Here is a 12859-nt window from a genome sequence, read left to right on the forward strand (position 1 = left end):
TTGACCAAGTCATGGACGTGCGGGATATTTTAGCCAATGTAATGCTACTGACTGATGACGATAAAGCCAACGACAGTGATGGCTGGATTGCCTTTACGCTCACCGCGATAGGTTTAGTGCCAGTGCTCGGCTCCGCGGTAAAAGGCGTCGGTAAAGTGGTGATTAAAAACAGCGGCGACACTATAGAAGCCGCTATTGCAGTGTTACGTAAGCTAGGCAAAGGCGACCCTGTTCAGTATTTACGCAAAATCAACTGGCAAGACCTAGGTAAACAAGCAGCCAGCGAAGTAAAAGCCTTTATAAAAGGCCTGCGCGATACACTTCACGAAATATCAACAAGTTGGCAGTATGATGTGCTATTGCCACAGCTTGCCATAGACGGCATGCAAGCCACCATTAAACAACTTGATGAAATAGCACCTAAAATAGACCAAGGCGTTAAAGGCGCAGCCAGTGAAATTGGCAATCGCGTAAACAAAGCCCTCGATGAATTCGAGCCGCCGAAAAGCACCGGTATTGTGGGTAAGCCTAATAAGACCGTTGCGAATGAATTAGATGCGCCGAAAGGAAATGATTTAAAAGGGGCCGCAGTGAAAAATAGAAAATTTGGTCCTGTGGAAGGTGAAACAGAACCAAGCTGGGGTAAACTACTAAGAAAATATGGCGCAGGAGAACCACCTGAAAGTATGCAGAACCCGCATGCCCATCATTCTATATTTAAAAAAGGGCGGGGTAAAAAAATGATTGAATATCTTGACGAAAGTAAAGATATTGTAGAAAGGTATGATATAGACTGGTACAAAGGGCCTGAAAACTTAGGATGGGCGCCGAACAAAAACCATAGTACAAAAGCAGCAAAAGCTGTCAGAGATTACTTAGTTAAAGTTGAGCAAAACAGCCCATCAAAAGAGTCAATAATTAAAGCCTTACAAGAAATCAAAAAGCATTTTGCAAACGATACTATACATACACTTTATTAAAGAGAGAAATTCATGGATATGCCTTTACTTAGAAAAAAAATTGAATCGGCTATTAAAGATTGTTGCTTAGAACTAAAAGCAAATCATGGGCAGTCCAATTTTTATAGTTTCGCATTATATAGTGACTCTGAAGCAGCATCTGTAGCCCCTTCTGCAAATACTAAAGATTATCTAAATGAATTAATAAGTGATGATCCAAGTGATGCAACTTATTATAAGTGGAGCCCAGGAGAATGGCAGTTTGAAGGTGTAGGAGCAAAACATTTTAATGAAATATCTAAGGAACTATTTTTTCTAAGTAGTAAAGCCAATAGCAGTTCCGAAAAATCAAAACATAGAAACATTATCTTTAACTGTATTGTTGAGGCACTAATCAATGTTCATCAATCTGGATTTTTTAATTCATTTGCACAAAACCCAATAATAGTTTTTTCTGTAATTGGAAATGAGGATATAAAAGAAGAAGTACGTTGGATCTCAGAACTTAACAGCATAGAGGAGGCTGAAGAATTTGAAAGTTGGATTTATACTCTATAGCTAAAACAGTTTCTCTCTCAAAAGTAACGCTAAGGACAGCACATGCAACCCGACATAAAAAACATCCCGCAACACCTAGGTCAGTACCTTTATCAACAAATAGATGAACCGTGGCTTGAAGCTCAGCTTATTTTAGATTGCGAAAATAGCAATGTACTTGAGTGCAAAGCCCACTTTATTAAAACGGATGACGAAACACAGCATGCAATTGCTGTATCTGAAAATATAACTGAGTTATTTAAAACGTTATTTGACCATGCTATTAAAAATGAAGTTGAAGATTGGCAACGCGCTATTTTTACCATTACGCGTAAAGGTCAATTTAACTTAAACTTTGAGCGCGATAATAATGATGATGAAGAAGTAATAACCGCTGTTCAAACACATTAAATATTAATGTAACCCGCTCTTTAACAACACGGATGTTGGTTGGGCGCTTTGTTTAGACATTAGCGCCCTGGCCTATTATTTCTAATATAAATACCTCAATACTCCAATGTAAAAAAGCGTCGGTAAAGTGGTGGTTAAAAACAGCGGCGACACAATAGAAGCCGCAATTGCAGTGTTACGACTTTTTATCCAAAGGAAGTAGGTAAAGGCGACCCCGTTCAGTATTTACGTAAAATAAATTGGCAAGACCTAGGTAAACAAGCAGCCAGCGAAGTAAAAGCCTTTATAAAAGGCCTGCGCGATACGCTTCACGAAATATCAACAAGTTGGCAATACGACCTACTGCTGCCACAGCTTGCCATAGACGGTATGCAAGCAACCATTAAACAGCTTGATGAAATAGCACCTAAAATAGACCAAGGCGTTAAAGGCGCAGCCAGTGAAATTGGCAGTCGCGTAAACAAAGCCCTTGATGAATTCGAACCACCGAAAAGCACCGGTATTGTGGGTAAACCTAAAAAGAGCGTTGCGAATGAATTAGATGCGCCTAAAGGAAATGATTTAAAAGGGGTTGAGAGTAAAAAAGAATTCAATCTTTCAAATTTGAAAGTTAGTGATATCCCGACATTCGATTCAGGAAGCTTCAATAAGTGGTTTGACTCCAGAACACCAGAAGAGTTAGCCGAAATGTATAAAAAACAAGCCCTAAAAAGTAAAATTTCTGATGGCCTTAGAGGAGCTCGCGGTAATCACGAGTTTTTAATGGTTGTAGAAGCGCCTCAGTGGAGTAAGTGGGGAGTTAATGCCAAGCAAGTACAGAATGATTTTGCAATATCAATCTCAGCCTTGAACGAAGGTGGGTTAGCCAAGGGGTGGAAGCATTCAACTGGCTTAAAAGGTTCAAAATCCCCAAACTCTAAACGCGTACACAATGAGCTTCAAAAGATAATTCAAAACTCTAATAGTTTAGATGATTATAAAAAAAATATGTTCTCGTGGGCTGAAAAATGGATCGAAGGCGGTTACAATGGCTTACCAGAAGGTTTTCATCAATAAAGGAATATCAAGTGTCTAAAGTAGATTACTCGAATGAAGTTGATTATTATGAACAAGGTTTCGAAGAGGAAGGTATTGTTTCTGTCTGGTTAGGGATTGAACCTTTGACTAATGACGAAGAGACTGACGTTTTACAGGAGCTTTGCGGTGTAGGTTATTATGATATATCAAGTCAAGAAGGTGAGTGCTTTGATTTTCAAGATACCGATATAACATCTTTAATACACAATATGTCATATTCAAACTCCTTTATTGATTTGGTTGTTGAAGCTGCTAAAAGAAAGAATATTAATTCTGCTAAATGGGTCACCCTACAATACGACTTTAATTATAACCCAGAAAAAGTCAATCGAACTATTTCACCAGACCCCTTATTTATCGGAGCCTTTCCATACAAAGAAGATTAATCAAACACCTATTAGATAGTAACTATTCAGTTTTTAAATTATAGACCTGACTTTTCACCTTGGTCTAAAGGTTCCATCAATTTTAAACCAAATCAATTAGATGGTACTTCAGCTGACTTTGATGCCGTTTATGTGTATATAGCTAAACAGAAAGGTCTTAAAAGTAAGAATGCGGTAAAAAACCTGTTAAAAACTTGGTTTAACTCCACATCATTCGAGTGGTACATTAATCCAGCTTGTGCCTACAAAACTACATGGTAACTACACATTGGAGCTGCTTCTGATTTAAGGAAAGGAATTTAAAATGATTGATAAATTAATCACCGCCCTAGATGCTTCAGCGCTTTATATAAGTAGTGAAAAGGTCACAACAATAAAGGATGTCGAGCATGAGTTTAAAGTTGCTTTGCCAAAAGAATTAAAAAAATTACTATCAAGATTTGACTCTTCCATTATTTTTAACAATGGGGCAAAGATCATCCCCTTTCAGAAAACTCCTTATACAAATAATGACGGGTACCTGCCATTTGAAATAGTTTATGGTCTAGAAAATAGTGATAATAACCTTGTAAAAAAGAATCGCATGTATAAACAATTGAATGATGAAGGTTTTTTTATATTTGGTGAAAGTAGCGGTGGTGACCAATTATGCATCCATAAAGAAAATATGAAAGTTTATTGTTGGGATCACGAAAGCAGCGAAAACAATAATGAATTTTTTGAAGTATTTGCTAATTTTGATAACTTCCTCTCTAATCTAGAGCCTGACAATGCAAATATGGCGCAAAAAGAGATTGATTCTGCTAACTCATTTTTAGACTTTTAGTTTTTAAAAATGCTCCATTTAATAATACATGCACCTACAGCTAAGGACAGCCTATGCAACTCGACATTATAAACACCCTAAAACTATGAAAAAATTAAATTTAAAAAAAAGAGTTTCAATTACACATGATGAGTTAGATTCATTAGAAATGTTTTTTAATATTAACTTACCGATTAGCTACAGGGAGTTTATTTTAGAATTTAATGGTGGATGCCCAGATAAAATTACTATAAAAATTAACTCTGAAGAGCGCGTATTGGAAAGGTTTTTAATAGTTTCAGAAGATGAAAAGCTCGGTAATGAGTTTAAGCAATACGAAGTTAAAGTCGTAATGGCTCAAATTGAGGAAAGACTTACAGATAACGAAGACTTGGTTGGAGCCGAGACCTTACCTTTTGCTTACCTTTTTGGTGGTGATTTTTTATGCCTAGATTTCAAAGAAGATGCAATAAATCCTAAAGTAGTAATATGGGATCATAATGAGTCTGAAGAGTTATCGCCTGTTTTTTACAAGGCTTTTGATAATTTCCAAGAGTTTCTTGATGCGATGCCTTTCGGCTAACACATATTTACAAACTTTATGCTTGATCATTCAATTTAAAACTCATTTATGATGCTAAGGAAAGCCAATGCAACCTAATATTAAAAACATCCCGCAACACCTAGGTCAGTACCTTTATCAACAAATTAATGCTCCGTGGATTGAAGCTCATCTTATTTTAGATTGCGAAAACAACAATATACTTGAATGCAAGGCTCACTTTATTAAACCAGATGACGAAACACAGCATGCAATTGCTGTATCTGAAAATATGACAGCATTATTCAAAACGTTATTTGACCACGCCATTAAAAATGAAGTTGAGGATTGGCAACGCGCTATTTTTACTATCACTCGTCAAGGCCAATTTAACCTAAACTTTGAGCGCGATAATGATGAAGAAGCAATCGCTGCTGTTGAAATACATAAATAAATAAGATCAATCACAATCAAACTTCACCACCCTTTTTAGAGATATTTATGACTACTTTAACTAAGCAACTTATATTTATATCCCTCGCTTTAACGCTAGCTGGGTGCGATAAAGTGACAGTGAGCACCGTTACTGCATTATTAGCGCCCGCTGAAAAAATACAGGCGGCCTCCCCTGAAGCAAGTGACTTTCAAGTTAACGGCTGCAATTTAACTTATAAAGACCAATCACTGATTTTTAATACCAGCATTGATGAATGGGTTAAAATACTTGGCCCATACGACAGAGTCACTCACTTGGCAAACGATGTGTACTTTTGGGATGACTTAGGTCTCGGCCTTTTTTCTAGCACTGGCAAACACAGAGCTGATGAACTTCAGTTCGAGTTTAATGAAACCATAGCCTTTAGTGAAACAAATATTAAAAATACCTACTCAGAAGACATGAGAAAAACAAAAAGGGAGGCTAACGAATCTCGCTCTAAAACGCCATTTCCTCAAACGCTTTGGGTTAATGGGGCTGCAATTAAAGGTAACTGGGATATGAGTAAAGTAAATAATCAACTGTACGCATTTAATCCAAAAAATTCCCATTACTTTGGTGAGGCGTATATGCCCACTATTTTTGGTTCACGTTTTGCTTGCGATAAAGAGGCTCCGCCCTATTTTAACGAGGGCGAAATTGGCATTAGAGTAGATGTAAACCCGCAAAATAAAAATGAGATAAAAGTACTAACTTTGCGTGTTAAACTTTTTTCTGAGGAATACCTAAAAGATAGAAAAGCCACACCGTCTTTATCATCTCGTTATTTTAAAAATGTCGCTGAGCGAGTCGTTGTTCAATAACTAAACGCTAAGGAAAGCCAATGCAACCCGATATTAAAAACATCCCGCAACACCTAGGTCAGTACCTTTATCAGCAAATAGATGAGCCATGGCATGAAGCTCAGCTTATTTTAGATTGCGATAATAATAATGCGATCGAGTGCAAGTCCCACTTTATTAAATCAGATAACGAAACACAGCATGCAATTGCTGTATCTAAAAATATAACTGAGTTATTCAAAACGTTATTTGACCACGCCATTAAAAATGAGACTGAAAATTGGCAACGCGCTATTTTTACTATCACTCGACAAGGCCAGTTTAACTTAAACTTTGAGCGCGATAATAACGATGAAGAAGTAATAGCAGCTGTTCAAACACATTAAATATTAATTTAACCCACTCTTTAACAACATGGATGTTGTGGAGTTAGGCGCTAAAAATTAGCGCCTAACCTTTCACATAATGACTGTTTTTTATGGTTAACGCCCTCATTTACTTCTCATTCTTTTCTCTTTGTGCAAAAAATATTTTAAATGAATTATTCACAAAGAGGTTAAGAGACGCTGCGCTTAAAGAGTAAAAGTGCTATTAAATAGTCAGTTTACTATTCATGAAATATCAACAAGTTGGCAATACGACCTACTGCTGCCACAGCTTGCCATAGACGGCAAGCAAATGAGTGATGATTGGGTTACTGATAAACGCTTACAAAAAGCAGGGCTAAGTAGGAAAGAACGAGCAAAAATTTTGAAAGCAATACGTACAAATGACGGCTCAGTTGAAAAGATACTAATTCGCAATACACCTGACGGTAATTTATTAGTTAAAGAGCTAAATAAACTAGGTAATATCATTGGGACACCCCAAGGGTTTTAGGAGTAGAAATGTTAAGAGATAAATTAAAAAGTAAAGCCTACTTTGATGAACAAGTAGAATTTAGTACAGAAACTATCGATGATTACTTAAATGATGTTAAGCATAATAAAGAGTTTTCTACAGAAGTTAAAATGAAATTATCTTTTGGGTTGGTTGATTATGTAGTTCGTTTACTTCACGAACGCTACTCCCGCGGAGACAATTTAACTGAGCTTAAGCCTCATTTACTTGAAGCACTTAAATACCGTCAATGGCAAAAAGACTATGCTGACGCCTTACCTGCAAATGAACAAAAAAATCGTATCGATTGGGAGGAGTTACACGAAGATGATTTAAGACGCACAATTATTTGGCTTACCTTTGCCTACTGCTTGGCCATGGGTGAAGACTATTACCTAAAAACATTAGAGCTTATCGCTAATCAAGGACAAGATGCTTTACTCGATAACCTTGCTATCGCGATGGGAGATAGTGAACGCCAAGCTGCAACAATACCGTTATTCAAAAAACGTTTTGGTAAATTATATAACGTTATTGAAGGGTCACCCGAGCAGCGACCTGAATTAGTGAAAGCATATCTCGATGCATGGTATAAAGCCGAAGGAAGCCCTGATTATCATTTAATGGATACGGATGCTTACATTGGCTACTGGTGCTGGGGTTCGGCTTTAGTCGTTAAACTTTATAATATTGACGACAGCAGTTTTATTGACCACCCGTATTACCCTAAAGATTTAGCTCACTTTAAAGGATGACATGAATGCTACGTGATAACCGTAAGGACGCTGACTATTTTCACGAACTTATTAGTGACCTTGATGAAGCGCTAACTGAAACACAAGCCGCACTCGACGACGCTGTATTTACCTCCCCTACTCAGCGCGTTGATGTGGCTCAGAGACTGTTTCAACTAGCGATTATGCGTGCTGTAGCGCATTATTCTTATGGTGCCTCTATTGATGAATTACGCCCTTTTGTACTCGCTATTTTACCTTATCGTGAACAGCTCACGTCGGTAGCTGATAACATTCCACAACCCCATCAGTTTTACCGTGTTGATTTTGAGCAACTTGGCGGCGCCGGCGAGGCGTGTGGCTCTGCGAATATAAATCGCTATATTTATACGCTTTGGTGGCTGTCGTTGCTAGTTGCCTGCGACGCGCCCACTGAGCATATTAATAAAACGCTTGATGTCATTGGTGAACAAGGTAAAGATGCATTATTTGATGCTATAGCCGTAAAGCTCGGTGATTCACAGCGCCCTATGGCAAAGACCCTCTATTACCCTGATGTTTACCAGTGTTTGTTTGACGCCTTTAGTCTTGATAAAAATACGCAAGCACAGAAGTTAAACCAATTTATATCTCAGTGGTATGCCCAACTTGATGATGCAGACTGGCACGGCAACCATGAATGTGATTGTGAATTTGAATATACTGATTATTACATTGGCTACTGGTGTTTAGAGCATGCGTTAGTGGCAAACTTACTTGGTATAACCAAATCACAACTTACGCCACATCCAATGCTAGCCAATGATTTAATACGTAATAAACCTGAGCGTTAAGGACAGCCAATGCAGCCTGACATTAAAAACATCCCGCAACAACTTGGTCAGTACCTTTACCAGCAAATAGATGCGCCATGGCTTGAAGCTCAGCTTATTTTAGATTGCGAGAATAATGCTGTGGTTGAGTGTAAAGCCCACTTTATAAAAGCAGATGACGAAACAGAGCATGCAATTGCTGTATCTGAAAATATAACTGAATTATTTAAAACGTTATTTGACCACGCTATTAAAAACGAAGCGGAAGATTGGCAACGTGCTATTTTTACCATTACGCGTAAAGGTCAATTTAACTTAAACTTTGAGCGCGATAATGATGAAGAAGCAATCGCTGCTGTTGAAATACATAAATAAATAAGATCAATCACAATCAAACTTCACCACCCTTTTTAGAGATGTTTATGACTACTTTAACTAAGCAACTTATATTTATATCACTCGCTTTAACGCTAGCTGGGTGCGATAAAGTGACAGTGAGCACCGTTACTGCATTATTAGCGCCCGCTGAAAAAATACAAGCGGCCTCTCCTGAAGGAAGTGACTTTCAAGTTAATGGCTGCAATTTAACCTATAAAGACCAATCACTTGTCTTTAATACCAGCATTGATGAATGGGTTAAAATACTCGGCCCATACGACAGAGTCACTCACTTAGCAAACGACGTTTACTTTTGGGATGAAATAGGTCTCGGCCTTTTTTCTAGCACTGGCAAACACAGAGCAGATGAACTTCAGTTCGAGTTTAATGAAACCATAGCCTTTAGTGAAGATGATATTAGAGTTACTTACGGTGAAGAAATGAAAAAAATTAAGAGAGAGGCCAACGAATCCCGCTCTAAAACGCCATTTACTCAAACGCTTTGGGTTAATGGGGCTGTAATTAAAGGCAACTGGGATATAAGTAAAGTAAATAATCAATTGTATGCATTTAATCCAAAAAATCCCCATTACTTTGGTGAGGCGTATATGCCCACTATTTTTGGCTCACGTTTTTCGTGCGATAAAGAGGCCCCGCCCTATTTTAACGAGGGCGAAATTGGCATTAGAGTAGATGTAAACCCGCAAAATAAAAATGAGATAAAAGTACTAACTTTGCGTGTTAAACTTTTTTCTGAGGAATACCTAAAAGATAGAAAAGCCACACCGTCTTTATCATCTCGTTATTTTAAAAATGTCGCTGAGCGAGTCGTTGTTCAATAACTAAACGCTAAGGAAAGCCAATGCAACCTAATATTAAAAACATCCCGCAACACCTAGGTCAGTACCTTTATCAGCAAATAGATGCGCCATGGCATGAAGCTCAGCTTATTTTAGATTGCGAAAACAACAATATACTTAAATGCAAAGCACTCTTTATTAAACCAGATGACGATACACAGCATGCAATTGCTGTATATGAAAATATAACTGCGTTGTTTAAAACGTTATTTGACCACGCTATTAAAAATGAAGTTGAAGATTGGCAACGCGCTATTTTTACTATCACTCGTCAAGGTCAGTTTAACTTAAACTTTGAGCGCGATAATAACGATGAAGAAGTAATAACCGCTGTTCAAGCACATTAAGTATTAATTTGCTCTTTAACAACATGGATGTTGTGAAGTTAGGCGCTAAAAATTAGCGTCTAGCCTTTCACATAATGGCTGCTTTTTATGGTTAACGCCCTCATTTACTTCTCATAATAATATAAGCATTACGGGCGGCGAGATAAAGCTCGACAGTCAAGGTAATGTTGATATTACCGCCACTAACGTACTCACACTCGATGGCACATTTATAACCTTTGATGGGCCGGTTGATTACGACATAACCAGCCCACAAACAGCCAGTAGCCCAAGCACCGCAAGCCCTGTCGGTATTAGCCAAGTGACTGCGTTTGATTTGGGTGACAATACGCTATCCGCAGGTTCACTCGCTCAGCTTGAACTTGAATATCTTTATGATGATGGTTCACCCGTTGATGGTATTGACTATATCGTTATCGATAATGAGGGCATTGAACATACCGGCTCACTGGCAAACGGTGTAGCCACCTTGGCTAATTTACCGCAAGGTAAAAGTGATGTTTTGCTGCGCGCAACCACTCAAGCGGATGAACAACAACTCATCCAACTGCGTAACGACTTTAAACAACATCTCACCTCCATGCTTAATGGAATACGCAAACAAGCAGCTATTGGCGATGCTATTTTTGAGCAAGAAAACTTTTTTACCCAATGGATGATTGAAACCGGTGCACGCGCAACAGGCCTGTATCAAGGCGCAAAGTCCCTTGTAACGGGTATCGCTGATTTAATCGTATTGGGTATAGATATCAATATCAGTGTGTATTCTGCCTGTTTTAGGATGATTGATGCCGTTGCCAGTGGTGATAAACACGCGGTTAAGCACGAACTTGAAACAATTTTAGCCTTTAGCCAAAAAACAACCAGTGCATTATCAGATGCCTTTGAATTATTACTCGCCTTAATGGACGATGAAGACACCCGCAATACACTCGCGCGCTTCCCGTATGACTATATTGAAGCCCACTCGTACGTAGATAAACAACGTATAACCGGTGTAATGGCCTTTGAAATATTATTAGCGATACTAACAGGCGGGGTGGGTGTTGCCGCTTCTGCAGCGAGTAAATCAAAACACCTTGCCAGCGCCAATCGCGCACTGGTTAATATGGCCGATATACTTAAACGCAAACAGCTAGATAAAACAATATCGCACACAGTATCGCCTGAGCAGCCTAAGTTAATTGAGCGCATTGACAAACCTGATGCGAGATTACAAGAGAATCAAAAACATGCTCACAGCTTTGTAAATGCAAAACCAATTGAGTTAAATACTAAAGGGCAGTTCAGGGATATAAATGGCTTATTAAGAACAAATGCAGGACCAAACGCTCCTGAGTTTAAAAAATGGCTCGAAAATGGGGGAACGGTTCGATACGATGAACTCACTGATACCATCCTTTATGGTAGGCCAAATATGGAAACATCTTCTTTAGGGCAAGTTGATATTGAAATACCCTATATATCAGGCCCACCTGACGGCGCTCGTTATCCTGATTTTAATGAATATTCAATTGCTAATGTAAAAATCGAAAATATGACAGGTGTCAAAGAAAGGTATATTGAATTACCTGAAGTTGGTGATTTTTCAAAAGCATGGGAGAAGATGTCAAGCCAAAAAGGTGATCTGTATTTGACGGAAAGGTTTGGAATAAAAAGACGAATAAAGGGGGACAGAGTTGGGCAATGGCCAGATAAATCCCCATTAGATTTCACATGGCATCATCATGGAGATCAATCATCGATGTTATTAATTGATCAAGAGATACATGATATTTTTACACATAAAGGTGGGGCATCGGCTTCACGATAGAAGGGCTATTTATAATGAGCTTAATTATGACGCTATCAGAGAAAAACATTTCAGTGGAAGATGTAAATAATGCTGAGGAAAAGCTCGCTCTCAAGCTACCTGAACTCTATAAACTTTTTCTACTGCAAAATAATGGAGGAGTTCCAGAAAAGTATGCAATAGACTTTCAAGCAAAAAAACTAAGACTCCAAGGTGATGACATTAAAATTTTTTTTAGTATAGGAGGAAAAGTTACAAATGATATTACATTTAAAAATAAGCCAATAAATAACTCATTGCCACAAGGTTTAATTTATATTGCTAATACGCATTCGAGTAACTTTATTATACTCTCAACTAGAGAAGATTCTTATGGGCAAGTATTTTATAAAGATCACGAATTTGAAGACAAATCTCCTTTTGATCCAATAAATAATCAATTACCTGAAAGCATCGTAAAAATTGCTGATGATTTCGATGAATTTATTGCAAAGCTTTACGACCCAGATGAATAACTCTATTTACTAAAATTAACTACTTCAGTATATACCGCTCTTTAACAACACGGATGTTGTTAGGTTAGGCGCTAAAAATGAGCGCCTAACCTTTCACATAATGGCTGCTTTTTATGGTTAACGCCCTCATTTACTTCTCATTTCTTTCTCTTTGTGCAAAAAGGTAGTTAAGTGAGTTATTCACAAAGAGATTAAGAGGCGCTGCGCTTAAAGAGTAAAAGCTTAATGCGCCTACTGGCTCGGGTAATGGCGATTTAATTATTCACAACGCGGGCGGCGAGATAAAACTCGACAGCCAAGGTAATGTTGATATTACCGCCACTAACGTACTCACACTCGATGGCACATTTATTACCTTTGATGGCCCAGTTGATTACGACATAACCAGCCCACAAACATCCAGTAGCCCAAGCACCGCAAGCCCTGTCAATATTAGCCGTATTAGTGATATAACCATTAATGACTCAGGTATTGCTGCAACAACGTCAAGCGTAGTGGATTTACTTTATGTCTATCAAGATGGCAGCCCTGTAAAAAACGCACCTTAT

Annotated in this window: 17 protein-coding genes and 1 pseudogene; all 18 read left to right on the forward strand. The window is 38.1% G+C overall.

Going from position 1 to position 12859, the window contains the following annotated elements:
* Nucleotides 1-980 (forward strand): annotated as a pseudogene (locus I6F45_RS20850) (AHH domain-containing protein); the annotation flags it as partial.
* A 12-nt stretch (nt 981-992) separates the two neighbouring features.
* The gene (locus I6F45_RS20855; RefSeq protein WP_165723053.1) at nt 993-1517 is read left to right on the forward strand and encodes a DUF4303 domain-containing protein; all 525 of its coding nucleotides are present in this window, start codon (nt 993-995) and stop codon (nt 1515-1517) included.
* Nucleotides 1518-1559: 42 nt separating this feature from the next.
* Nucleotides 1560-1907 carry an immunity protein YezG family protein gene (locus I6F45_RS20860; RefSeq protein WP_197161976.1) on the forward strand — a complete coding sequence of 116 codons (348 nt, stop codon included), beginning with the start codon at nt 1560-1562 and terminating at the stop codon, nt 1905-1907.
* 369 nt (nt 1908-2276) lie between these two features.
* Entirely contained in the window at nt 2277-2963 is a 687-nt protein-coding gene (locus I6F45_RS21485) for a hypothetical protein (protein WP_231609729.1), read from the forward strand.
* Nucleotides 2964-2974: 11 nt separating this feature from the next.
* Nucleotides 2975-3370: an immunity 22 family protein gene (locus I6F45_RS20870; protein WP_165729584.1), complete on the forward strand. Its 396-nt coding sequence runs from the start codon at nt 2975-2977 to the stop codon at nt 3368-3370.
* Nucleotides 3371-3674: 304 nt separating this feature from the next.
* A complete protein-coding gene (locus tag I6F45_RS20875) occupies nt 3675-4196 on the forward strand; it encodes an SMI1/KNR4 family protein (protein ID WP_165729585.1) in 522 nt (173 codons plus the stop codon).
* An 85-nt stretch (nt 4197-4281) separates the two neighbouring features.
* Complete coding sequence (locus I6F45_RS20880; protein ID WP_165729586.1) at nt 4282-4758, forward strand: SMI1/KNR4 family protein; 477 nt, start codon at nt 4282-4284, stop codon at nt 4756-4758.
* Between the two features lie 67 nt (nt 4759-4825).
* On the forward strand, nt 4826-5170 hold the full coding sequence (locus I6F45_RS20885; protein WP_197161979.1) for a DUF600 domain-containing protein: 345 nt from the start codon (nt 4826-4828) through the stop codon (nt 5168-5170).
* Nucleotides 5171-5217: 47 nt separating this feature from the next.
* On the forward strand, nt 5218-6015 hold the full coding sequence (locus tag I6F45_RS20890; protein WP_197161983.1) for a DUF7738 domain-containing protein: 798 nt from the start codon (nt 5218-5220) through the stop codon (nt 6013-6015).
* A 20-nt stretch (nt 6016-6035) separates the two neighbouring features.
* Nucleotides 6036-6380 (forward strand): immunity protein YezG family protein, encoded by a 345-nt coding sequence (locus I6F45_RS20895; protein WP_197161986.1) that lies wholly within the window; start codon nt 6036-6038, stop codon nt 6378-6380.
* Between the two features lie 199 nt (nt 6381-6579).
* Nucleotides 6580-6873, forward strand: coding sequence for a hypothetical protein (locus I6F45_RS20900; protein WP_165729593.1), 294 nt, complete (start codon nt 6580-6582; stop codon nt 6871-6873).
* An 8-nt stretch (nt 6874-6881) separates the two neighbouring features.
* Nucleotides 6882-7628 (forward strand): PoNe immunity protein domain-containing protein, encoded by a 747-nt coding sequence (locus I6F45_RS20905; RefSeq protein WP_165729597.1) that lies wholly within the window; start codon nt 6882-6884, stop codon nt 7626-7628.
* A 5-nt stretch (nt 7629-7633) separates the two neighbouring features.
* Nucleotides 7634-8440 carry a PoNe immunity protein domain-containing protein gene (locus I6F45_RS20910; protein WP_165729596.1) on the forward strand — a complete coding sequence of 269 codons (807 nt, stop codon included), beginning with the start codon at nt 7634-7636 and terminating at the stop codon, nt 8438-8440.
* Between the two features lie 9 nt (nt 8441-8449).
* Complete coding sequence (locus tag I6F45_RS20915; protein ID WP_165729595.1) at nt 8450-8794, forward strand: immunity protein YezG family protein; 345 nt, start codon at nt 8450-8452, stop codon at nt 8792-8794.
* Between the two features lie 47 nt (nt 8795-8841).
* Nucleotides 8842-9639 carry a DUF7738 domain-containing protein gene (locus tag I6F45_RS20920; protein WP_197161989.1) on the forward strand — a complete coding sequence of 266 codons (798 nt, stop codon included), beginning with the start codon at nt 8842-8844 and terminating at the stop codon, nt 9637-9639.
* Between the two features lie 20 nt (nt 9640-9659).
* Nucleotides 9660-10004, forward strand: a complete 345-nt coding sequence (locus I6F45_RS20925) for an immunity protein YezG family protein (RefSeq protein ID WP_197161991.1) — start codon at nt 9660-9662, stop codon at nt 10002-10004.
* Nucleotides 10005-10305: 301 nt separating this feature from the next.
* On the forward strand, nt 10306-11817 hold the full coding sequence (locus I6F45_RS21590; RefSeq protein ID WP_331460687.1) for an HNH endonuclease: 1512 nt from the start codon (nt 10306-10308) through the stop codon (nt 11815-11817).
* Between the two features lie 26 nt (nt 11818-11843).
* Nucleotides 11844-12311 carry an SMI1/KNR4 family protein gene (locus I6F45_RS20935; protein WP_165729444.1) on the forward strand — a complete coding sequence of 156 codons (468 nt, stop codon included), beginning with the start codon at nt 11844-11846 and terminating at the stop codon, nt 12309-12311.
* Nucleotides 12312-12859: the final 548 nt, after the last annotated feature.

Origin of the sequence: Pseudoalteromonas sp. SWYJZ19 (assembly GCF_015864375.1) — a bacterium.
GTDB classification, from domain to species: domain Bacteria; phylum Pseudomonadota; class Gammaproteobacteria; order Enterobacterales; family Alteromonadaceae; genus Pseudoalteromonas; species Pseudoalteromonas arctica.